Source organism: Sporosarcina sp. FSL K6-6792, assembly GCF_038004885.1.
Lineage (GTDB): Bacteria > Bacillota > Bacilli > Bacillales_A > Planococcaceae > Sporosarcina > Sporosarcina psychrophila.
Genome location: NZ_JBBOSA010000001.1, coordinates 3,671,354 through 3,693,319, shown reverse-complemented (window position 1 = coordinate 3,693,319; position 21,966 = coordinate 3,671,354). Strand labels below are relative to the sequence as shown.

The 21,966-nt window shown below is 37.9% G+C and carries 26 protein-coding genes and 1 pseudogene; 7 read left to right on the top strand and 20 right to left on the bottom strand.

What is annotated here, in order from left to right; all coding sequences use genetic code 11:
• Positions 1-395 precede the first annotated feature (395 nt).
• Complete coding sequence (locus MKZ26_RS18010) at positions 396-1,274, bottom strand: LysR family transcriptional regulator (protein WP_340767025.1); 879 nt, start codon at positions 1,272-1,274, stop codon at positions 396-398.
• A 145-nt stretch (positions 1,275-1,419) separates the two neighbouring features.
• Between MKZ26_RS18010 and MKZ26_RS18005 the strand changes: the two genes are divergently transcribed.
• Positions 1,420-2,349, top strand: coding sequence for a DMT family transporter (locus MKZ26_RS18005; RefSeq protein WP_340767024.1), 930 nt, complete (start codon positions 1,420-1,422; stop codon positions 2,347-2,349).
• A gap of 404 nt (positions 2,350-2,753) precedes the next feature.
• On the opposite strand, the gene MKZ26_RS18000 is transcribed toward MKZ26_RS18005, so the two are convergent.
• From MKZ26_RS18000 to MKZ26_RS17915, 19 genes and pseudogenes are all read right to left on the bottom strand, one after another.
• On the bottom strand, positions 2,754-3,515 hold the full coding sequence (locus tag MKZ26_RS18000) for an alpha/beta hydrolase (RefSeq protein ID WP_340767023.1): 762 nt from the start codon (positions 3,513-3,515) through the stop codon (positions 2,754-2,756).
• A 16-nt stretch (positions 3,516-3,531) separates the two neighbouring features.
• Complete coding sequence (locus MKZ26_RS17995; protein ID WP_445683435.1) at positions 3,532-3,624, bottom strand: iron chelate uptake ABC transporter family permease subunit; 93 nt, start codon at positions 3,622-3,624, stop codon at positions 3,532-3,534.
• A gap of 155 nt (positions 3,625-3,779) precedes the next feature.
• On the bottom strand, positions 3,780-4,796 hold the full coding sequence (locus MKZ26_RS17990) for a FecCD family ABC transporter permease (protein WP_445683434.1): 1,017 nt from the start codon (positions 4,794-4,796) through the stop codon (positions 3,780-3,782).
• Positions 4,774-5,772: a FecCD family ABC transporter permease gene (locus tag MKZ26_RS17985; RefSeq protein ID WP_067212786.1), complete on the bottom strand. Its 999-nt coding sequence runs from the start codon at positions 5,770-5,772 to the stop codon at positions 4,774-4,776. The genes MKZ26_RS17990 and MKZ26_RS17985 overlap by 23 nt, the downstream gene beginning before the upstream one ends.
• A 14-nt stretch (positions 5,773-5,786) precedes the next feature.
• Positions 5,787-6,728, bottom strand: coding sequence for an ABC transporter substrate-binding protein (locus tag MKZ26_RS17980; RefSeq protein WP_340767022.1), 942 nt, complete (start codon positions 6,726-6,728; stop codon positions 5,787-5,789).
• Between the two features lie 2 nt (positions 6,729-6,730).
• Positions 6,731-7,519: an ABC transporter ATP-binding protein gene (locus tag MKZ26_RS17975; protein ID WP_067212792.1), complete on the bottom strand. Its 789-nt coding sequence runs from the start codon at positions 7,517-7,519 to the stop codon at positions 6,731-6,733.
• A gap of 241 nt (positions 7,520-7,760) precedes the next feature.
• Positions 7,761-7,947, bottom strand: a pseudogene (locus MKZ26_RS22390) (ATP-binding protein); the annotation flags it as partial.
• 218 nt (positions 7,948-8,165) lie between these two features.
• The gene (locus tag MKZ26_RS17970; RefSeq protein ID WP_340767021.1) at positions 8,166-8,891 is read right to left on the bottom strand and encodes a DUF421 domain-containing protein; all 726 of its coding nucleotides are present in this window, start codon (positions 8,889-8,891) and stop codon (positions 8,166-8,168) included.
• Between the two features lie 698 nt (positions 8,892-9,589).
• Entirely contained in the window at positions 9,590-10,858 is a 1,269-nt protein-coding gene (locus MKZ26_RS17965) for a Zn-dependent hydrolase (protein ID WP_340767020.1), read from the bottom strand.
• A 30-nt stretch (positions 10,859-10,888) separates the two neighbouring features.
• Positions 10,889-11,563 carry an AroM family protein gene (locus MKZ26_RS17960; RefSeq protein WP_340767019.1) on the bottom strand — a complete coding sequence of 225 codons (675 nt, stop codon included), beginning with the start codon at positions 11,561-11,563 and terminating at the stop codon, positions 10,889-10,891.
• An 88-nt stretch (positions 11,564-11,651) separates the two neighbouring features.
• Positions 11,652-12,422, bottom strand: a complete 771-nt coding sequence (locus tag MKZ26_RS17955; RefSeq protein ID WP_340767018.1) for an amino acid ABC transporter ATP-binding protein — start codon at positions 12,420-12,422, stop codon at positions 11,652-11,654.
• Positions 12,423-12,436: 14 nt separating this feature from the next.
• Positions 12,437-13,096 carry an amino acid ABC transporter permease gene (locus tag MKZ26_RS17950; protein WP_340767017.1) on the bottom strand — a complete coding sequence of 220 codons (660 nt, stop codon included), beginning with the start codon at positions 13,094-13,096 and terminating at the stop codon, positions 12,437-12,439.
• 18 nt (positions 13,097-13,114) lie between these two features.
• The gene (locus MKZ26_RS17945) at positions 13,115-13,903 is read right to left on the bottom strand and encodes a substrate-binding periplasmic protein (RefSeq protein ID WP_340767016.1); all 789 of its coding nucleotides are present in this window, start codon (positions 13,901-13,903) and stop codon (positions 13,115-13,117) included.
• Positions 13,904-13,908: 5 nt separating this feature from the next.
• Entirely contained in the window at positions 13,909-15,285 is a 1,377-nt protein-coding gene (locus tag MKZ26_RS17940; protein WP_340767015.1) for a dihydroorotase, read from the bottom strand.
• Between the two features lie 11 nt (positions 15,286-15,296).
• A complete protein-coding gene (locus tag MKZ26_RS17935) occupies positions 15,297-16,028 on the bottom strand; it encodes an IclR family transcriptional regulator (protein ID WP_340767014.1) in 732 nt (243 codons plus the stop codon).
• Positions 16,029-16,474: 446 nt separating this feature from the next.
• Positions 16,475-16,738: a hypothetical protein gene (locus MKZ26_RS17930; protein ID WP_340767013.1), complete on the bottom strand. Its 264-nt coding sequence runs from the start codon at positions 16,736-16,738 to the stop codon at positions 16,475-16,477.
• A gap of 215 nt (positions 16,739-16,953) precedes the next feature.
• Positions 16,954-17,223, bottom strand: coding sequence for a hypothetical protein (locus MKZ26_RS17925; RefSeq protein WP_340767012.1), 270 nt, complete (start codon positions 17,221-17,223; stop codon positions 16,954-16,956).
• Positions 17,224-17,889: 666 nt separating this feature from the next.
• On the bottom strand, positions 17,890-18,360 hold the full coding sequence (locus tag MKZ26_RS17920) for a peptide-methionine (S)-S-oxide reductase (RefSeq protein ID WP_340767011.1): 471 nt from the start codon (positions 18,358-18,360) through the stop codon (positions 17,890-17,892).
• A gap of 72 nt (positions 18,361-18,432) precedes the next feature.
• Complete coding sequence (locus tag MKZ26_RS17915) at positions 18,433-18,732, bottom strand: hypothetical protein (RefSeq protein WP_340767010.1); 300 nt, start codon at positions 18,730-18,732, stop codon at positions 18,433-18,435.
• 453 nt (positions 18,733-19,185) lie between these two features.
• On the opposite strand from MKZ26_RS17915, the gene MKZ26_RS17910 reads away from it, so the two are divergent.
• From MKZ26_RS17910 to MKZ26_RS17885, 6 genes are all read left to right on the top strand, one after another.
• Positions 19,186-19,335, top strand: a complete 150-nt coding sequence (locus tag MKZ26_RS17910) for a hypothetical protein (RefSeq protein WP_340767009.1) — start codon at positions 19,186-19,188, stop codon at positions 19,333-19,335.
• Positions 19,332-19,679 carry a hypothetical protein gene (locus MKZ26_RS17905; protein ID WP_340767008.1) on the top strand — a complete coding sequence of 116 codons (348 nt, stop codon included), beginning with the start codon at positions 19,332-19,334 and terminating at the stop codon, positions 19,677-19,679. The genes MKZ26_RS17910 and MKZ26_RS17905 overlap by 4 nt, the downstream gene beginning before the upstream one ends.
• A 643-nt stretch (positions 19,680-20,322) precedes the next feature.
• Complete coding sequence (locus tag MKZ26_RS17900) at positions 20,323-20,544, top strand: DUF1659 domain-containing protein (protein WP_067212838.1); 222 nt, start codon at positions 20,323-20,325, stop codon at positions 20,542-20,544.
• 155 nt (positions 20,545-20,699) lie between these two features.
• On the top strand, positions 20,700-20,918 hold the full coding sequence (locus tag MKZ26_RS17895; RefSeq protein WP_187045791.1) for a DUF2922 domain-containing protein: 219 nt from the start codon (positions 20,700-20,702) through the stop codon (positions 20,916-20,918).
• A gap of 74 nt (positions 20,919-20,992) precedes the next feature.
• On the top strand, positions 20,993-21,121 hold the full coding sequence (locus MKZ26_RS17890) for a YvrJ family protein (protein ID WP_082786727.1): 129 nt from the start codon (positions 20,993-20,995) through the stop codon (positions 21,119-21,121).
• 100 nt (positions 21,122-21,221) lie between these two features.
• Complete coding sequence (locus MKZ26_RS17885; RefSeq protein WP_340767007.1) at positions 21,222-21,839, top strand: peptidoglycan DD-metalloendopeptidase family protein; 618 nt, start codon at positions 21,222-21,224, stop codon at positions 21,837-21,839.
• Positions 21,840-21,966: the final 127 nt, after the last annotated feature.

Below are 21,966 nucleotides of genomic sequence, written 5' to 3'. Positions count from 1 at the left end.
GGATTCTTTAATTCCACATATATAGTATTTAAGTTTTAAAGAAAAAATAGACATTAAAAAGGTCCAATCCAGATACGAATTCTGGATTGGACCTTTTATTAGCATCATCGTTCACACACAATTACATCTTTATCACGGTCACTCTTTTTATTCTCGTCCAGGCACCTGAAATTCAGGCTATAACTGAAAAAACCTCAAAATAATTACACTCTATTTTCGACCCGAAATTAAAATTCGATCGCCATTTCATAGTTAAAGTGGGGTCATATCGTCATTACTTAACATCCCGACTTTATTCCATATGATTAAGTCAATTTAAGATAAGAGCTACCCGGGCAATTCAGAATGCAGTAGGTAATTGGGACCTTTCATGAGTACCTTGACCTCCCCCCACTTTAGCGGTGGGAGGTGTTCAACCATGCTTTCATATATTCAATAAATTTTTGAGCGGCTGGAGAAATAGTGTTGAAGGATGGGGCTGCGATACCGATGGAGCGATAATGTTCTCCTTCCAAGCTCAGGATGCGAACATTATGCGGAACACGGTACAAAACCATTTCAGGAAGAATACTAATTCCCATCCCATTTTGAACCATCGAAATGATTGCTTGATCATCTGCAAGTTCAAATTTAATATGAGGGGTTACATTGTTTTCATGAAAAATCCGCTTTAAATCATTATCGCTCCCTTTCTTCGACATAATCAGCATCTCTTCTTTAATGTCTGCAAAACTGACCTCCTGTTGGTTTGCGAGGCGATGCTCGTCAGGAAGAACGCACAACATACGGTCTTTTTTCAAGAAAATCACTTCAAATGACTTCGAAGTCGGTAATGAGACAAAGCCAAAATCAACCGCACCCGTTGCGATCCAGTGCTCAAGCGTATCGTAATCCCCCTCTAACAACTTGATTTCGATAGCAGGTAAATCTGCATTAAAACTTTTCAGGATTTCTGGTAGCCATTGAACGGAAACACTCGAAAAAGTCCCAATGCGGACGGTGCCAATTTCAAGACCCTTAATATTCGCTATTTCTTGCATCATTTGTTCATTCCACTTTAACATTTCATGGATATGCCTTAATACGCGTTCTCCATTACTAGTCAACTTGATCCCCGCACGTCCTCTAATTAAGATGGTAAATCCCCATTCGGATTCAAGGCTGGCAATTGCATGACTCACGGCGGATTGCGTTAACCCATGAATCTCTGCTGCTTGTTTGAGACTCCCTGATTCTACAACAGTGCTAAATATTTCAAACTTGACCAGTGACAACTTCCCCACTCCCTTCACATGAATTTTATTCATTTAACGGCTTAAAAACATTCATTTTTATTATCTAAACTTAACATGTATACTAAAAAACAATCAATGACTTTCGTTGAATTTTGGCACAATGAATGGAACTGGAGGGTGTAAGATGGATAATCCAATAAGTAGGGGCACACAAGTAAAAGCGGACTTGATGATGGTCATGGTGACAATGTTATGGGGTGCATCCTATTTGTTTATGAAGATGGGCCTCCATTCGATTCAAGAGTATAACCTAATTGCATTACGTTTTGGGATTGCTTTTCTTGTAGCTGCACTCGTATTTTATCGACGCATTCTGAAAATTGATGGTAAAACGATCACATATGGATTTTTACTCGGATCGCTGTTATTCTTGTGCACTTCCGCTGTAGTAATCGGTTTAAAAACGACTTCAGTTTCAAATGCCGGATTTTTATTTAGTCTCGCGGTTATCTTTGTTCCTTTGTTAATAGCACTCTTTTCTCGAAAGAAACCTAAAAAAAGAGTGATGATTAGCTTGTGTATCTCGATTACTGGAATCGGTCTTTTAACGTTAAACCAGGCATTCCACATCCATGCTGGCGATTTCTTGTGCATCTTAGGTGCCTTATTTTATGCCCTTCACATCATCGTTACAGGGAAAGCAACAAAAAATGTGGATGCCATCTCCATTGGGATCATACAGCTTGGGGTTGCAGGTGCATGGGGACTTCTCTTTTCACTATTATTTGAAAAACCACAACTTCCAAGCAACGTCGAGTCTTGGAGTGCGATTTTGGCATTAAGCATTCTGTGCAGTGCAGTTGGATTTATTGGCCAAGCTGTAGCCCAAAAACATACAACACCTACACGTACTGGTCTGATTTTTTCATTAGAGCCTGTATTTGCGGCATTCTTTGCTTTTATTTTCGTAGGTGAAATCCTTACAAATAAAGGATATGTAGGGGCTGTCCTTGTGTTACTCGGGGTACTTGCCGCGGAAATCAATTTTAAAAAACTATTTGGGAGAAGAAACTTCTTATATACAATGAGCCGGTCCAGGGAGAGCGGATTATAGGTGCCAGGTAAATAGACAAGTTAGAATTCAATGGATACCTCACTGTGGTTGGATGCTTTAATGCTTTCGTTGGACACTCGGCTTAGTTGGTTGGACAACTTTAATATTCGGTATCTGCAACAAACAACAACGAATAATTCACCCAATTGTATAAAAACACAAAGAAGATTAGATATTATAGTAAATACCTAATCCACGCCTTATAAATATGTAACTGTAGTGAACTGCCAGAATAGGTCCGTGCACAGGTACCTGAGATTCAAAGTCATTGGTTTCGTGCGGCCATTTTTCGTGAAACATAGCGGTTAACTTATATTACATTATACGCTAGCACTAATTATAATCGTCACATGCTAACGAGCATTCATGAGACATTCTCCAAATAATAGTCGGTTCAACAGCTATCATTTCTTATTCATTAAAAATCGCAATGCTTGGCTTATACTCGTTGGTACGATTGACAAATGATTTTCATGCGGTGATGTATGAAATTGTACCGATTGTAAGGGTAATGATTCCAAATGGCAAAATAAGGACCGTGCATTTTCATACATCCGATGTTTTACCTCTTGCTCCACTGCAATGAAAATCGCACATTCTACTTGTGAAATCTGCAAAGCTTCTTGTAATACTTGCTCTTGATTCCACCAAAGAGACGGACTACAGATATAATAATGTGAGAATAATTGAGGTTCTCGAACGAGCGTCTGAACAAGAAGTAATCCACCTAAAGAATGCCCAAATATAAGTTGCTGTTCATCATTCATATCAAGCATTTGTCGAACGATTTCTTTCACTTCTTTTAATAGTTCTAAAAAATGCTCTGCTCCTCCAGAAATAGGCCAAGGCGCTCCAGGAGGATATTCCGGTAAGTTGATAACTTCACTTTTTGGTGTGAAGTCATATACCCGTTGAGGAGGAAAGATATCTTCTTGCTCATATCCTATCGATACAATCACCGACAGAGACACACCTGTACTTTCAGTATGTAGCGACTGCAATGCCACAACATTTTCAAAGAGAACACCATAAGCGTTACCGTCCAAAACGTAGAGGACTGGGTATCCTTCTTCCGGTGCCCGTTCCTTTGGAATTGCGATTGTAATTCGATATGCATTTTCCCACAAAGGGTGACGTATTGTTTTCACTACATGTGTATAACTCATAACATATCTCCATTCTTTAACCTGAAATTTTTCGCCTATTCCTTATTAATAAATAAATGAAATATGGCCCCCCTATAATTGAGATGACAATCCCGACTGGTAGTTCCACAGGTGCGAATATCGCCTTCCTAATTCAACCTCCTGTTAAAACAAGAATTACACCGACAATTCCACTCACCGGAATAAATGGATTGAAGGTCCGCTTAGTTACATCAAGTTTTTTTCCTAATTCACTGGGCGAAATTTGAGTAAATAAGTAAGGAATCATACCTTTTTTCTTAATAAGTATAAGAAATACGGTGCTCCTATAATAGCAACGATAATTCCAGCTGGAATAGTTGCCTCACTGTAAATGATTCTACCAATTGTATCAGCAAAAACTAATATTGCCGCACCGATAAGGGGTGACAAAAATAAAAAGTTTTGATGTTTTGAACCGACCAATTGTTTTGCAATATGAGGTGCAATTAATCCGATAAAACTAATACTTCCTACAACGGAAACGGCTGAGGCTGCTAATGCTACGGCGATAATTAGTAATAGTATGCGATCTCGCTTAATCGAAACACCTAATCCTTTTGCCACAGTTTCATTCAAAGCTAGTAGATTCATCGATTTTTGTTTCGCATATAAAATAGGTACCGCTATTATAAGCCACGGAAGAAGTGCCAAAATGAATGGCCAATCTGCTCCCCAAACATTTCCAGATAGCCACTTTGCAACAAATTGTACGTCCTCTTGTTTTGCACCCGAGATTAAAATGATCATTAAACCTGATAAGGCTGATGCAAATCCTACACCCATCAAAACTAGTTTTATTGGTTGAATTCCATTTCGTTTATCCACTGCAAAAACAAATATAAACATAGCTACAATTAGTGCGCCTACAAAGCCAACTGCCGGTAATACATAGGAATAATATTCTAATTTAGCATCGACAAATAAATAAAACACTGTAATGGCAACACCTGCCCCAGCGTTTATTCCAATAATCCCTGGATCAGCTAAATCGTTTCTCGTCAATGTTTGTAAAATCGCACCAGATAAAGCAAGTGACATTCCGGCTAAAGCAAGAACAAATACACGAGGCATACGAACTGAAAATAAGATGAATTCCTCTTTAAATGTACCTTCTCCTATAATTGTCGGAATAAGTTTACTAAATCCGATCGAAGAGGGGCCTAAGCCAATACCTGCAATTATGCTTAGTAGTAATAAAACGATCATTAAACAATACATAAACAGCTTGTTATTTTTTTTATACAAAGAAAGTACGACCACCTTTCTTTACTATATATATGAAGAAAGGTAAACCAACTAATGCTACTAATGCAGCTACAGGTATTTCAAATGGAGCAATAATTTTCCGGCTAATAAAGTCTGTGAAAATCATAAATGTTCCTCCGACAATAATGGACATCGGTATGATGAATCGGTAATCTGCACCAACGATTTTACGAACGATATGGGGAATAAATAGGCCGATGAAAGATAAACTCCCTATTAATGCAACGGCTGCACCAGCTAATATAATAACAATTAACATTAAAAGCGATTTGATTACTTTTGTTTTTTGTCCAAGCCCTATTGCTAATTCTTCATTTAAACTAAGTAACGTTAATTGTTTACTATATATAATAGCGATAACTAGTCCAACAATAATGAAAGGAACGATAATCAAAGTAGGCCATGTTGTGCCGATTAAACCACCAGCAGTCCACATGCTAATGTTTTTAGAGACATTAAAAACGATGCCAATTCCGTCCGAAATTGCTTGTAGAAACAGAGAAACGGCCGCCCCTGCTAAAACAAGTTTTAGAGGAGATAGACCGTTTTTGGAAGAGACACCTATACCAAAGACAATTAGCATCCCTATTGCTGCACCGATAAAACAACTTAACATAAGCATTAAAAACGGGAGGCCAGGTATAAAAGCTAAAACCAATGCAAGAGCTAGATTAGCACCCGAAGTTAACCCGAGTAACCCTGGATCGGCAAGCGGATTTCTCGTCATTCCTTGCATGATTGCACCAGCAACTGCTAATGCTGCACCTACAAAAAATGCTGCGATGACGCGTGGTATACGAATTTCTCTGAGAATTTCATAATAGGAGCCGCCGCTTTTTGCGATTATTGCTTCATACAAATCTTGAAAACTTGTATTTGCTGCCCCAAAGCCTAATGCTACTAAAATTATTAGTATCAATACAATTAATGATAGGAGCATTTTACTTATAACGGAATAAGATGCTTTCATCACATACCCCTTTCTTAGTTACCTAAAAAAGATTTTTCAAAGAAGTCTAATTGAAAATCTAACGAATAGGCGTCATTATAGTAGAATGCGGGACCTTCAGCATAAAAGACATTGCCATTTTTTACGGCCGGGATATTGTTATACCATTTTGAGTCAAGAAATGAAGTATCTTGACCTTCTCTAACCACGTTTAGTATTAAGAAATCACCAATATAGTCACCAAATACTTCTTCTGAAATTGTAAAATAACCTGGGTCAAGTACCACATCTTCTACAGATTGGGGCATTTTCAAGCCCATCGCTTGGTAGATAATTTCCGTTCCACGTCCCCAGTTATCTCCGAATAAAGAGATTTGCTTATCATAGTTTCCTGCTACAGTAACCGTTACATCTTCACCATATTTTTCTTTTATTTCTTCACCTACTGCTTGAGAACGTACTTTAAAATCTTCTACCCAAGCAGTTGCTTCAGCTTCTTTATTAACAACTTTAGCAACTTCAATATGTTGTTCTAGATAGCCTACAGCACCGTATGTAAATAACACTGTTGGCGCAATTTCTTGTAACTTGGCAGCATCTTCCACATCTACTGAACCAATAATTAAATCTGGGTCAAGTTCGATAATTTTTTCATAATCATCACTTGCTATAACTTCAGCATTTGCTAACCCTTCAGCAAAGTTTGGATTATCTTTTAACCAAGAATCTACGCCGACAATATTAACACCTAATTGGATTAAATCTCCCGCGTATAATGATAAAACGACTACACGTTGAGGATTAGCGGGCACTTCAATTGGACCTGATTCTGATTGATAAGTGATTGTATCAGATGTTGTTTTAGACGTTTCTGTATCGTCATTTTTTGTTGTTTCTTCCTTAGTTGAATCCTCATTTCCACATGCTGCTAATACAAGCATTAAAGCTGCTACTATAAATATAAGCCGTTTTTTCATCGTTATTCTCCTTTTATAAGATCATATGTAATACACATTGGTTTGTTTGAACGAGGGTCTTTACAAATTACGGCATCAATATCGAAGACTTTATGTAAAACTTCTGGTGTCATCACTTCTTCTGGCGTTCCAGATTTTATTAAAGATCCATTTTCAAGAGCAATCATAAAATGTGAAAATCTTGCCGCATGATTTAAATCATGTAACACCATAACAATTGTTCGATTTTCTTGTACATTTAACTTTTGTAACAGTTTTAACACTTCGAGTTGGTGTGCCATGTCTAAATATGTTGTAGGCTCATCTAAAAAAATTATGTCTGTATTTTGTGCCAGAGCCATCGCAATCCAAACGCGTTGTTTTTGTCCTCCTGAAAGTTCATCTACTAAGTCATCTTTAAATTCATAAACGTTTGTAGATTTCATTGCCCACTCAATTATTTTCTTATCTTCTTTTTTCAAGTTTCCAAAACCTGATTGATATGGAAAACGTCCATAAGAGACCAATTCTTCAACTAAGAGTCCAACTGCACTATCTTGCGTTTGTGGTAGTATTGATAGTTCTTTTGCCATTTCTTTTGTATTCCGCTTCTGTATATCAGCTCCATCAAGCAAAACTTGTCCTTTTTGATAAGGAATAATTCTTGTCATTGCTTTTAATAATGTAGATTTTCCACATCCATTTGACCCTATAATTGTGGTAATCTTCCCATCAGGAATCTCAATTGTTAAGCCGTTAACAATTACTTTTTTGTCGTAACCAACTTCAACGTTACTAACCTTCATTCTCATTTACTATTATTACCTCCTAAACGAAAATGATAATCGTTATCAACTAGAGCCTGCGTTTAAATTATGACCTTTTTCAAATTATTTGTCAAGGACAACTTTGGAAGACAAAATTTTAGTACTTTTCCCGCTGATTTCTCAGCAATAAGTAGGCATAACCACCAAAATAACTATGTATATTTGTACAAAATCACTTGTTTTCCTTCATTAAATGATCCTCGAATCCATATAAACATCAAGCTATTTAAACAATGGTCGTGTGACGTAAAACCCGGTCTAAAATTGCGGTTGCTTCCTGAAAGAATACGTCCCATGTACATTTACCGTCAGGATCATACTCTTCTTTTCATATCGCATATCAATAAGTTGAAAAACAGCCTCGCATCTTCTGCCTCAATTGGAGGATAACCAATCTTATTGACAATCAAAAGCGGTTCTTACGCTCTTTTGAGAAAAAAATCGGTGCCAGTCCAACAAACAACAACGAATAATTCACTGAATTGTATGAAAACATAAAGAAGATTAGATATTATAGTAAATACCTAATCCACGCCTTATAAATATGTAACTGTAGTGAATTGCCCAAATAACCCCATGCATAGGTACCTGACATTCAAACTGATTAGTTTCGCGCGCAGCTACCTGACACTCAGTGTTTTATAGTCGGTATGGCTAAGTTCTTTTCATTTTTTAAAGAAATATGCAGTTCACGATTGTGATTGATAGAGGCAAAAAAAACATCCTTTAGATCATTAACTCCTTGATTGTCTAATTCTTGTTGTAGCCATGCTTCATCTAAATTAACATCCCTTAACACGTCTGTGTAAAGTGTTCCTTCTACGATAACTGGAAAGGAAATCGTAGACGTTGGTTTTATGATATTCATATCTTCTAGCGTCACCGAATTCTTTTGTGGTTTTTTTAATACACTTAATGCCCCGTTTGCTTCAATAATTGCTGTTTCTACTTCGTTAATATCAAATACATCTTTTTCTCTAAGCATTTGAAGGATATTATCAATAGAATAACGAATTTTCTTTAAGTTTTCATTCACAAATTTTCCATTTTGAAGAACAACGGTTGGTTCAAATGTTAGTAATCTGCCTATTTTACGATTAGATATTTTCCATCTCGTAACAATCCTTTGAAAAACGCCGATCGCAATGATAGCAAAAGCAGTCGGTAAATGTTTAATATCAGGTTCAGCAATATCAGCTCCAACAAGTGCCCCTAATATAATGACGATTAAAAAGTCAAATACCGGCAATTCACCAATGGCACGTTTCCCCATAAATAGGGTGGTAAACAATAACAACGGTATAATAGTAACTATTCTTCCTAATATAAGGAGCATATCCTTCATAAATTCCAACATCTTGACACCACTTTCTCTAGTTCAGATAATTAAAAATCACGATCACTATCACTCTTTCCAATTCAGCTATTGAATATAACCTCATTCCCCAATTTTTACCGAAAGTGAAAGCTAACCTCTATTAGATTTGAAAATAGGTACCTGAAATTTCATCAACTATTCTATTAAAAAAAGTAACTCTGATTTAACTCCAGAGTTACTTTTAGGTTTATTTCATAGTTCCATTCCCCAAGAATGATAATCAAAAGCTGTTAGCGTATGAATTTTAGCTACATCTTTTAATTCATTAATCTATATATATTTCCCATATTATATGAAGTAAGTCCACAATTCACTGAAGGAATGCCCCTTTCTCGATAGGTAACTGCGTCCATAGCTAAAATTGATTAATAATAGTGATTATTGCAACGGTAAATAACAAGCAATTTACACAATTGAATGAAAAAACAAAGAAGATTAGATATTATAGTAAATACCTAATCCACGCCTTATAAATATGTAATTGTAGTTAAAAATCAGAATAGCTTCATGCAGGAACCTTTAATTTGTGAGTGTAGTGATGAGATTGAACACCCAGGTACTAATATCTTACTTGAAGTCGCTAGGGATTCTATGGTTAATCATTGTAATTTAATTATTTCATACACCAGGCACCTGACACTATGCGTATTCTCCCAATAGCCTATTGGACGGGTACCCTAAAAAGTAAATCGAGGATTATCTATCTTTTCATCAAAAGAAATCAATGCTCTGCTCAACGCTTTAGCTCCGTCCGCGATATGACTAGATTCAGTCCATTCTTCTGGGCAATGACTACGTCCGCCTTTACTAGGCACAAAAATCATACCTACCGGAGCAATTTTCGCCAGTTGGTTGGCATCATGCCCCGCACCACTCGGTATGGAAACAGCATGTCCGACCGTCTCTTCGCACGCTTCCACAATTATATTTCGAACAACATCGGATACTACAATCGGATCCGATTTGGACAGTAATTCAGCGTTAATAGAGAGGCCGCGTTCGCTTGCAATATTTTCAGCAAAGGATATGAACCTTTGGCAAGTTTGCTCTACTAAATTTGCGTCAATGCTGCGAACCTCAAAAGTGAATGTTACTTGACCCGGCACTACATTTGCAGCGTTTGGATAGACAGAAACAGTGCCTACCGTTCCTACGATAGGTGAATCGTATTCCTCGTTGCAAATTGATTCCAACTCGGTAAAAAGCTGCCCGGCTCCGGTTAAAGCATCCTTTCGCATGCTCATAGGCGTTGTCCCTGCATGATCAGGTTGTCCGGTTAGTGTGATACGATACCGTTGAATTCCAACTATTCCTGTTACAGCTGCCAATATTTTTTCAGATTCGATTAGAACTGGGCCTTGTTCAATATGAATTTCTAAATATAGCGCTACATCTCCAGTTTTTCTAATTTCCCCTTCAATTTCTTCGGGCTTACCTCCAGCAAAACGAATCGCTTCTTCTAAAGTTCTACCTTCAGGATCCTTTAAACTGAGCATTTCCTTAGTTAAAGTCCCGACCATTCCCCTACTTCCAACAGTTGATATGCCAAAATCTGTTGGCTCTTCTGCTGTAAAGTCAACAATTTCCACTGTATGCCGTAAAGTTTGCCCTTGCTCTTGAAGACATTTCACGATTTCTATTCCAATTAGAACACCAATGATTCCATCAAATCTGCCTCCACTTGAAACGGTATCTGTATGGGATCCAATTAAGATCGGAGCCCAATTCGGCTCTGTACCTTCAATTCTACCAATTACGTTTGATGAAGCATCTTTATATACAGTCAATCCAGCATCAGTCATTAATTCAGTTACAAACGCTCTTCCTTCTTCATACGAACTTGTAAAAGGTCTACGAGTCCAAGGCTTATCTAGATTTGTGATTTGAGCCAGCGTCATGATATTTCCCCAAAGTCGTTGTTCATTCATTTCCCAATGATTTCCCATTATACCCTCCCTAACTATTCCTTAAATCCCTTACGCATCCGGGTCCGTTCTGATTTCCGGGTATAGGTCTGTTACTACTCTAGCTGCCAAGGTTAATGGAAGCCATACAGGTAGACCGAATCGTTGACTCAATTCCTTCTGCAACTCTGGTGAGTAACCAATACAATCAAGTACAATTTGTTCCAAGAAATGCGGCTCCAAGCTCTTTACTATCTCTTCAGCGTCCGCAGTTGTCGGATTTACATCCATCATGATTGGATTGAATCCTGCCCTTCTCCATCTGGCTTCGGCTGCTGGAACCTGATCGGCTACGGGCACGATTATGCCGATATCGCCTTTTTTAGCAATAGATTTTGCGCCACCTTCTACTAATCGAGCTGGAATCATTAATGGGATTTCAGTCGAAAAAGGTTCAAAATCACCTGAACAAAGTAATATGATTGCTTTTACTCCCATTCCGCCCATTTCTTTCGCCTTATTAGTTAGCAAGGGAAGCAAGGCTTCTCGTTGTATCGTAAATGAACCATAAACAGTACGTACAAATAAAGGATAATTTCCAGGTATATCACAAAGAGCTACTATTTCATCTTTTGATAAATTATCTAATGCTCCTTGTAGCAGTAAATGATCTTGTGAAATGATGGGTGAAATGACATTTTCTAAATCTTCTCTAGGACTAGTCCCTAATGTTAATAAACCGATCAACGTAATTCCCCTTCCATTAAACATATTCCGAAAAAATATGTTTCAAAAAGCCAACCATTATTTCAGCTGACTTTCACTCTAATTATTATTACGTATTCCGAACGGATGATAGAAATTCCTGAACCCGCTCATTCTTGTTATTGTGGAAAAACTCATCGGGGCTTCCTTCTGATAATATTTTTCCTTTATCCATGAAAATCACGCGTGTGCCCACTTTTTCGGCAAACCTCATTTCATGAGTAACCGCTAACATCGTCATACCTTGTTTAGCCAAACTGGTCATTACATCGAGAACCTCACCAACAAGTTGAGGATCTAAAGCTGAAGTAACCTCATCAAAAAGCATAATTTCAGGCTCCATCGCCAATGCTCTTGCAATTGCAACACGTTGCTGTTGTCCACCGGATAATTTGTTTGGGTATTGGTTTGCCTTTTCACCCATTTTAACCAAATCGAGCGTCTCTTTGGCTATTTTTGTTGCTTGTTCCTTAGACATTCCTTTTATTTTCATCGGGCCTTCGATAACATTTTGTAAGACCGTCATATGTGGCCATAGATTAAATTGTTGAAATACCATTCCAATTTTCGATCTTAATTTTATCAACTTTTTGTCATACATTCGTTTACGGGAATGACTTTCAAGTGTACAATACTTTTCGCCATCAAAATCAATTGTCCCACCGCTAGGTTCTTCCAAGAAATTAATACATCTTAATAATGTACTTTTTCCTGTCCCACTTGGTCCAATTATCGAAATAACTTCGCCTTTTTTCACATCCAGGCTTACACCTTTTAAAACATGAATATCTCCATAACTCTTTTCTAAATCTGAAACGGATAGAATTGAAGTACTACTCATATAAATTCCTCCTATCAATTAGTGTAGTAGGACACCTTTTTTTCCGCCCAAATTTGGAATATCATTAGTACACTTGTCATGGCCAAATAAAGCACCCCTGCCAACCCAAGTATTTCTACAGGTTTGTATGTCGCACTATAAATTTGTTGGCTTACAAGCATTAAATCAGCTACCGTAATAACAGCGACCAATGAGGAGTTTTTCAGCATTAGAATCGCATTATTAATGTAAGGTGGAATTACAATCCGGATTGCTTGCGGGATAATTATTCTTCTCATAATCAGACCATAATTCATACCAATAGCTATTGCGGATTCGATTTGCCCCTTTGGTATCGCCTGGATACCAGATCTGAAAATCTCACACTTATATGCAGTAGCAGTTATACTTAGTCCAATAATCGCCGCTGTGAATGCTGGTAGTTTTAATCCTAAACTTGGGAAAGCATAATAGACGAAAAACAGAATTAGTAACTGTGGTATTCCTCTGAAAACCCATACATAAGTTGCTGCCAAAGTCCTTACTAATTTATTATCCGAAATTCTAAGAAGGGCTAGAAATAAACCGGCAATAGTTGCAATGACTAACGTAATGACGGATATTTCTATTGTCACCAGCGCACCTTTTAGAAGGACCGGTAAGTATGTCCATACTGTTTCAATATCAAACGACAATTTCCTCACCCACTTTGCTTATTCTGAAAACGTTGTACCCAACCAGTTTTCCGCAATTTCTTCATACTTTCCTTCTTCTTTTGCTTTTAGGACGGCTTTATTTATTGCCTCCGTTAAATCTGTGTTTCCTTTTGAGATAACGGCTGCCATACCTGTTCCCGCTATGCCTTCTTCAGACATTTTATATCCTTTTCCTTCACTCTTTAACCAGTGAGCCGCTGCAACTTTCCCAGTCACAACAACATCTACTCTTTCGTTTTGCAAATCTGCTAACGCTTGTGCCACACCTGGATATTGTTTCAACTCTTTATAGCCACCAATTTCTTTTACAGGAGCTTCTCCATTAGAGCTTCCAGTGACAACGCCCACAATTTTATCCTTTATATCATGCGGGCTTTTAATATTTGTAACTTCTTCCGGAAAGATTACTACAGCTTCATCAATTGCATATGGTTCCGAAAAATCAATTGCTTTTTTTCTTTCCTCAGTCACTAAAATTCCCGACATACCAATATCAAAGTTGCCCGACGTAATACCTGGGATAATCCCCTTAAAGTCTACTCTTTTCCACTCAATTTCAACGCCTAAGTCCTTAGCAATAATCGCTGCCCAATCCGCATCTATTCCAACCAGTTCGTTATTTTCATTAGGAAAGATAGTTGGAGGATTATCGCCACTAGTGGCAATTACAATCTTCCCCTTTTCCTTTATACTCTCCAAACCGCTCAGTTCGCTTTTTCCACAAGCAGATAAAACTAGTAGAGATATTACAAAAAACAGGATAGCTAAACCTTTATGTTTTTTCATAATCTTCATCCTCTCACTTGGTTTTCTTCTTTATAAGCAAAGCCTGGTACAAACTTACCGAACCCCGGATCGACCAATACATTTTCACCATCGTATACTTTTTCTCCTCTAACGAATGAAGCAATATTCTTTCCATGCACTATTTTCCCGTTAAATGGTGAGATTTTTGAATAAGAGTTAAATCTTTTCTCGTCGATTTCCCAAGATTGAGTAGGATCAATAATTGCGAAATCTGCGTCATACCCCTCTTTAATCGAACCCTTATTTTGAATTTGAAACTTTTCAGCAGGAGCTGTCGCCATTAACCTAGCAAACTTCTCTGGAGTAATTTTCCCACTTGTCACTCCCTCGCTAAATAATAGCGGTGCGATGATTTCTAAACCTGGCATACCAGATGCTGCTAAGAAAATATTGTCATTTCCTTTTACTTTATGTTCTTCTTCCCAAGGAGCATGATCAGAAGAAATTAAATCGATATGATCATCCATAATGTGTTTCCATAGACCATCTACATCTTCCCTATGTCGCAAAGGTGGGTTGATTTTAGCCTTAGGACCGTGCTTATCCAAATCATCGACATCCAAAAGTAAATACGTATAACAAGTTTCGCATGTAACTTGAACACCAGTAGATTTAAAATACTCAATGAGTTCAACTGTACGAGGATGACTAACATGAACAATATGCAGCTTTACACCCGTCCATTTCGCAAATTCCATTAGCTTCAATACAGCAGTCGTTTCTGAAACTGGCGGTCTTGTTTCATTATGGGCTCTTGGATATACTTTATTCTCCTTTTTATATTCATCTATTAGACTTACGATAATTTCGTCATTTTCCGCATGAAAAGCGACGATTAAGCCCGTTTCCTGTATTAACTCCATCGCCTTTAAAATTTCATCATCTGGAATCCGTGGAAAACGGTACGAATCCGTTTCAAATGTAGACATCTTGAAGGCGACAGCTCCGGCCTCAGCTAGCGGAATAATTTGATCTAGGCCACCCGTTTTTGAAATCGTTCCCCACAGGCAAATATCAACAACGGCTTCCTCTTCTAAACGCTTCACTTTATCAATGAAAAAGTCAACATTGTTTACTGGATTAGGAAGATCATAAGGCATGTCCAAAAACGTTGTTACTCCTCCAACAGCTGCTGATCTTGACGTTGTTGTAAATCCTTCATTAGGATTACTAAAGCAATGGACATGAACATCAACGAATCCCGGAAATATGAAAGCGTTTTCAAATTCTTCAATACTATCCGATTTCAATATATTTTTTCCTTCTACCACTTTTTCAATCTTCCCGTTGCTAATTCCAATTTCTCCGTCAAACACTCTATCTTGAACAATTTTCCCTCTTAATACTTTTTCATAACTCATTCTCATTCACCTCATAAAAAGTTTTGTATTTTCTCTGCTGTTTCCTTTAACGACTGGACTATTTTTTTGCTATCTTTTTTCAGCATATTATCTTTCAGACCCGCAACACTCAGTGAAGCAACAACAGTATTATTACTATCAAAAATAGGCACCCCATATCCGACAACACTTTCATCAATTTCACTATCTGAAAAGGCATAGCCCTTATTTCTAATTTCCTGTAGATGCGCTTTCATTTCAGAAAGACTAGTAATTGTATTTTCTGTATATGCAAGAACTTCAGTTTTGGTATATAAACTTTCTAATACTCTTTCATCTAAATAGGCAAGTAATGACTTTGAAGATGCCCCTCCGTATAGAGGTAAAATTTCCCCTGGCTCCGAGGTAACCTTAATTTTATGTTGAGAGGACACAGTAGCTATACAAACAGCCTGCAAATTTGAAGGAACTAGTAAAATGGAAGTTTCATTTAATTCACTCGTTAACTTTTTCATCTCTTCTTCAGCAATGACAGCTAAATTCGAATCCAAGCGGAGGATTCGATAATACTTCAGCATTTTATACCCTAACGAATAGACCCCCTTTCTTTCTTCCCTTAATAAATCACGTTCCCTTAGCAATCTAACATAACGATATACGGAACTCTGTGGTTGTTTTATTTTCTCCGAAATTTGAGCAACCGTTAATGCCCTATCGTTGAGATCAAACAAATCTAATATGTCTAATGTTTTTTCAGTACTCACCATTTCTCCTCCAGTAAATTATCATCTAGTGATAATCAATAATCATTAACTGATAATTATATTATAAACGGAATAGTTTTACTATGTCAATAACTTTTTTGAATTGGGTAAAAATACCGAAAAATATAATAACGAAAATTATTACATACCCCATTACCAAGCAATTAATTATTCTGCATGTTATCAAAAAACACGCTTATCCTTTTTTAAAAGGATAAGCGTGTTTTTTGTAATCATTATTCTAAGGTGAGTATTATGTTTACCTCACAGGCATCTCCTGTATTAGAAGTAAGAGCTCTTTCCAATAGTATTTCCAGTTGATAGCCTGTCATTCTTGAATCCATACCATGAAATGTTCGTCATGTAGACAAGATTATGATATTCCTGAACACCAATCTCATCAATAGACTGATAGGATGAATTGCGCGCTATTCTCGCTACTGTTTTCATTTACGTCGGGAAGCACCTTTAAAATCAATAAACGGTATTCCCGTCTTTCCTGCGCCATTTTTTCCAGGATTGATGCCACAGAAGACGATGCGTTGCTTTTTATTTGTATACATACGTTGATAGTACAGACGGACGAGTTCAATCTGGTTTTGAAAGCCGTCTAAGATTTGAATGTTTTTCTGTTCGAGCGCTTTCCATACATTGGCTTCATCTTTTAGGCGGTTATAAAAATCCATATGCATTTGAATGATTCTCTCCAATGTACCCCTCCTGATATCAATTGTTATGAAGCGAGTTTTCGTGAACAATGTAAACTTATATGCAAGTCAAATAAATCCTAGCCACTTCAAAATGTACAACTAATTGCGTGGGGCCATGTGCAACAAATAACAACGAAAAATTCACCCATTCGTATAAAAAACCAATAAAGATTTGATTATCAGGTATCTGAAATTATATAATGCACCGTCACCATTCACCCTACACTACTTAAACTCCTTCTCCATTTCCGTCCATCCCTACGATGCATTGGTGGTATGTGGTGGTAATAGACGAATGGGAGATCCATGTCCTTGACGCTTTCTACATAAGTCCAATTCACATAGGTAAGATCACCTCTTCTAGATAGCCCATTTCCAAGTTCTTCATCAACGATGGTAATCGTCCCACTATCCCTCTTTCTCAGATTATCAATCAATTCCTGTGTGTCTTTATTGTTACCCAATATAATAAAAGCTCTCTTCATCCATATAACCCCACTTTCCATTTTAATAAACACCATATTCAAGTGCAGAAAGTTAGCCTTATGTTGAATAACTCGGACATAATTCAGAATTTATGCACGTGCTTCTTATAAGTCTATAGTATCATAAATTCAGAATAAATAAATAGTTGAGGTTTATATTTGCCTATTAAATGTGTGGATGCAACAAACAATAACGTACAATTCACATAATTGCACAAAGACTAGAGGGGTTAGGCTTTTTTATCTTTCAAAACCCTTAACACTGTAAATTTCCACTTTCTTATCGTTCCGCCACTGGTAAACTCATTGGCACCGAATGGTAAGTCTAACGGCAATCGCTGGTAAAAAATATGGCAGAAGTGGTTCGTTCTTATGGTCATAATCATTACCATCGTGAAGAAAAAATAAATGTCATCACGTTGTACCCTTTTTTCGAATGGTTTGTCTATATAGAGCATGAAAGCATCGTTCGTCTAGGCATAAGACGTCATGGATCTATATTTTTTTTGTAGCAAAGCTGTGTAATAAAAAACAATGCGCGAAATTGCATAAACACGCAAAAAAAAGATTAGATATTATAGTAAATACCTAATCCACGCCTTATAAATATGTAATTGTAACGAGTAGTCAGAATGTCGACACAGTACCTGAAATTACTATTCTACCTTACTTATACCTAGTTAATAATTCTTCTGGAATATGACAATAATCATTTGGACATCTAGCTAACCTATCTTGATGTTCTTCTGCACTTCTCACATAGTTTGTAAGAGGTAATACTTCAACAACTATGAGGTCATAATCATTTCTCTCACTAAGAAACGCCTTTGCCTCTTTTAAGTGTTCAGGCTTTTCACTATATACGCCTGTTCTGTATTTCTCGCCAACATCCTGTCCTTGTTTATTCAAACTGTATGGATCAATGATTTCAAATAAATACCCCATTAATTCCCTGATCGTTACAACTGTCGGATCAAATCCTGTTTTTACACATTCGGCGTACCCATCATAATCACCCTCAAGTGTATGACTTGTTCCATTAGCTCTTCCTGCTTCTGTAAACGTAACTCCAGGTAACGTTTTTATAAATGCTTGTACTCCCCATAAACATCCACCTGCAAAATACACTACTTCCATATTGACTCTCCTCTCCTTAAAATCAAAATGTACATTCCGAATTTCTTCAAGCTTAGCTTACCTGGAACTTTTTCATGTATCTAACATATCCCATTCATCACCAAGTGACCACCTAATTGCAGAAAGTTTACCGTTCAGCATTCCCCATTCAAAGTCATCATAAGGATCCAAATTTTCTTCACCATATTTCTCTTCTACCCTTTTAGCAGATTTTAACGCACTTTCCCAAATGTCAGGGTGAATTGTATCAAGTCCATTTACAATTCTATAGTTTAATCCTTGATGTCTGTCATACCAGATTTTATCAAATAGTTCCTCTACAATCTCTGTTACCATCTCTATAGTTTTGACTTCAAGTGACTTTGATTCCAAAAATAATCTTTTTCCGAAGTATTGGTATTAGAAATAACCTATTCTAGTCTTTCTAATTTACTTGTTATAAGGTCATACTTTTTATCACGCACGGCAAAATATGCTAATTGCTCCTCAACTGTTATTTGGCTATTAAGAAATTCTAATCTAACTCCATAATTATCCGGGCTATTTAACAAATAAACTATTCTTTCTTGAACGGTGAACAGGCATCGTTTTGCAAACGAAAAACCTCGGTAATATCTTGTCTTTGTACTAGTGCTTGAACAATATCTGTTGTAAACTGAGTCAAAAAGAAGATCTCATTTCTAGGTTTTGTTGTGGTAACTTAATTCTACCAAGAAAAGGTCTTCCTTTTTGTATTTATTCATTTACACAAGATATTTTACACTCTCTTTAATAAGCACTAATTCAATGTTAGAATAAGCTAATTTTTACAGAGGGGGAGAAATTGTGAGATTGTATTACAGTGAACGAACAAAAGAATTTGAAATAGCTTATTTTAGAGATGAGACGCTTCTTCGTGGCAAATTCGATGCTCTGGATATTAATGAAAAGTCTGCAGTATTCGCTGCTGACTTCATGTTCGGATTGTCCAAATGAGATACAGTGAAGCTAAGGTCAAGAAGTTCACCAACAGGAAGTTGTATGAACGGCTAACGCTGCTGAACAACGAAAAGTCACCAGACACCAGGTCAATCATGGTCATCCTGTCGGAGATTGCCCAGCGAGACCCTGCGGAGTACGAGGCGGGAAAGATCGAGGCAGAGGTGGAGAAGTCCAAACGCCACACCGTCATGGAATCGACGGACATTCTCTATCTCGAAATCAAGTACAACGAGGACTATCTCGCCAAGCCGGAATCCGAGACTGACCCATACGAGCGCAAGCTCCGGTTGGCCAAGCTTGAAATGGTTCAGAAGGAACTAGGGCGTCGGACAAAATAGGGCAATCGAGCAACGAAGGCTTCTTTCTAAAAGAGAAAGCCGCCTTCATTAATTTAGTAGCTGTTCATTTTCATATCACTTTCCTTAAACTTTAACCCTAAATATGCCCCCAATTAGCTGGTCAATTGAGGGCATATTTTTTTGATATATCAAGATTTTACTATTTTGATATTCGGTGCAACAAACAACAACGAACAATTCATGAAATTACATAAAAACTCAAATGAAATTAGAAATTGCAGTAAATACCTAGTCCATGCCTTGTAAATATGGAATTATAGTGAGTTACCAGGATAGCGTCATACACCAAATACCTGAAATTTAGTCGTCGTTTCCTTATCTACATTAGGAGTTTTTTTTGTTTCTCCAAGTTATTAATCTGTGTACCCATTTCCTTATTGAAGGTATTTTACATATTTCCACTTCTTTGCAACGCTAGTGGCTACTTAACACTAGCGCTGTTTTTATGTTTGATAAATGAGTTTCATTGCATCCCAAGAGAAATCTGAAATCGCCTTTTCTTTAGAGATGTAGCCTCTAAGAAGGCCTTTATATAAATGTTCGACAAACACCAAACATTTCACAAACAATGTCCCCTTTCCTTCCCTATCACTCTATATAGAGGGTGAAAGGAGGTGATTACATGGCTGCAACAATCGAATTTCAACACGCGGCGGGCCGCGTTCTCTTCGACGGTGGTTTGACAGAGGACGGAAAGATCATCCGTAAATCGAAGACGTACCGCTATATCAAAGAAAATGCACCAGCTGAGGACTTGTACAAAGCGCTGGAGCAACTTGGTCGGCTCTCAACTTTGTTGTTCATCGGAGCGGATCTCGTGGAAACATCGAGTTTGATTGACTAACCAATTAACAAATTAGGAAAAGCGCAGGGCGCCCGCTAGACGCGACGGGCATAAGTCAATCTAGCGACGTGGCGTACTTAGCCACACAGCTTGATTGCTTATGACCAAGCGGCTGGCGCCCGAAGTCTAGACAATGGGGAAAGGAGGGATAAAAAATGGCTAAAACACTACAATTGAACTTCAACACAGCAAGCGGGAAAAGGGTGAGTTTGACGGTGGATGAACCCCGCGCAGATTTGACGCCGCAAAGCATTGAAGCGGCGATGCAGGAAATCATCGCTGCAAATGTATTCGAAGTAAACGGCGCTCCACTCGCAACAGTTGTTAGCGCTCGGGTTATTGAGCGCAATGTAACAGAACTTGTAAACGGCTAACAAACAGAAACGACCGGTTCACCAGTTTTCGGACTGGGGACCGGTTTTTATGTATGTAGAGAGGAGGAAACGAGATGGAACAATGGATGAGTCTCATACAGGAAGTCGGTTTCCCGATATTCGTATCATTCTATCTTTTGCACCGGCTCGAAACAAAACTCGTTGCGATCCATGATGTGTTGGTTTCATTAAAAATGCAGTGATTTTAATCATCTCCCATCAATGGAAACTTCAGTAGGGCTACTCACTCGCGTTGCGTTGCTGGGTACTAGTTGAACTTAATTTGGAGAAAGGAGGGAATTAATGTTTATTAAACCATGCGAGGGTCGTGTCACATCTCCTTTTGGTTACCGCATCCATCCGATTACGCATTTGCGAACGATGCATTGGGGTGTGGATTACGGAAATACTTCATCAAACAATACGATCGTTGCAGCAGCTGCTGGGAAAGTTACTTTTTCTAAGTCTACAAATGGTTATGGCAACACGGTTATGATTGTCCACGCAATCGGTGGAAAGACGTTTGAAACCGTGTATGCACACCTACATTCTATCAGTGTGAAAGTCGGGCAGATTGTCAAACAGGGCGAACGTATCGGCGTGAAAGGTATGACTGGAAAAAGTACAGGGATCCATCTTCATTTCGAGGTCCACATTGGTCGTTGGAACAACAAGTTTACGAATGCGGTTGATCCGTTATATTATGTTGTCGATCATGAAGTAAAAGAAATACAAAGCTTGCTCGTCAAAGTAGGTTACAAGATTGCTGTGGATGGACTAAACGGGCCTGCTACAAAGTCCGCGGTTCAGTCGTTTCAAAAGGCTTTTGGACTTGTTGCAGACGGAATTCCAGGGAAGTTGACGACAGCTGCACTTGCTAAAGTGGCGAAAGATAATGTGGTCAAGGGTGCCGAGGTATAATAAGTATGAAAAAGCCCAATTGCTCATTTTCAGGAGCAATTGGGCTTTTACGAGTGAGTCTGGGACTAGTTTGTTGGACAGCTCCTGGTTTTCGTTGGACTCTTGGCCGAGTTTGTTGGACAACTCT

Bases quoted from the DNA above. Each gene is read 5' to 3' on its own strand.
- MKZ26_RS17885 (WP_340767007.1), top strand. From the start codon at position 21,222: ATGTTTATTAAACCATGCGAGGGTCGTGTCACATCTCCTTTTGGTTAC.
- MKZ26_RS17920 (WP_340767011.1), bottom strand. From the start codon at position 18,360: ATGGAAGTAGTGTATTTTGCAGGTGGATGTTTATGGGGAGTACAAGCA.
- MKZ26_RS17975 (WP_067212792.1), bottom strand. From the start codon at position 7,519: ATGAGAATGAAGGTTAGTAACGTTGAAGTTGGTTACGACAAAAAAGTA.
- MKZ26_RS17905 (WP_340767008.1), top strand. From the start codon at position 19,332: ATGAGATACAGTGAAGCTAAGGTCAAGAAGTTCACCAACAGGAAGTTG.
- MKZ26_RS17955 (WP_340767018.1), bottom strand. From the start codon at position 12,422: ATGAGTAGTACTTCAATTCTATCCGTTTCAGATTTAGAAAAGAGTTAT.
- MKZ26_RS18005 (WP_340767024.1), top strand. From the start codon at position 1,420: ATGGATAATCCAATAAGTAGGGGCACACAAGTAAAAGCGGACTTGATG.
- MKZ26_RS18000 (WP_340767023.1), bottom strand. From the start codon at position 3,515: ATGAGTTATACACATGTAGTGAAAACAATACGTCACCCTTTGTGGGAA.
- MKZ26_RS17945 (WP_340767016.1), bottom strand. From the start codon at position 13,903: ATGAAAAAACATAAAGGTTTAGCTATCCTGTTTTTTGTAATATCTCTA.
- MKZ26_RS17940 (WP_340767015.1), bottom strand. From the start codon at position 15,285: ATGAGTTATGAAAAAGTATTAAGAGGGAAAATTGTTCAAGATAGAGTG.
- MKZ26_RS17895 (WP_187045791.1), top strand. From the start codon at position 20,700: ATGGCTAAAACACTACAATTGAACTTCAACACAGCAAGCGGGAAAAGG.
- MKZ26_RS17985 (WP_067212786.1), bottom strand. From the start codon at position 5,772: ATGAAAGCATCTTATTCCGTTATAAGTAAAATGCTCCTATCATTAATT.
- MKZ26_RS17890 (WP_082786727.1), top strand. From the start codon at position 20,993: ATGGAACAATGGATGAGTCTCATACAGGAAGTCGGTTTCCCGATATTC.
- MKZ26_RS17900 (WP_067212838.1), top strand. From the start codon at position 20,323: ATGGCTGCAACAATCGAATTTCAACACGCGGCGGGCCGCGTTCTCTTC.
- MKZ26_RS17980 (WP_340767022.1), bottom strand. From the start codon at position 6,728: ATGAAAAAACGGCTTATATTTATAGTAGCAGCTTTAATGCTTGTATTA.
- MKZ26_RS17970 (WP_340767021.1), bottom strand. From the start codon at position 8,891: ATGTTGGAATTTATGAAGGATATGCTCCTTATATTAGGAAGAATAGTT.
- MKZ26_RS17965 (WP_340767020.1), bottom strand. From the start codon at position 10,858: ATGGGAAATCATTGGGAAATGAATGAACAACGACTTTGGGGAAATATC.
- MKZ26_RS17925 (WP_340767012.1), bottom strand. From the start codon at position 17,223: ATGAAGAGAGCTTTTATTATATTGGGTAACAATAAAGACACACAGGAA.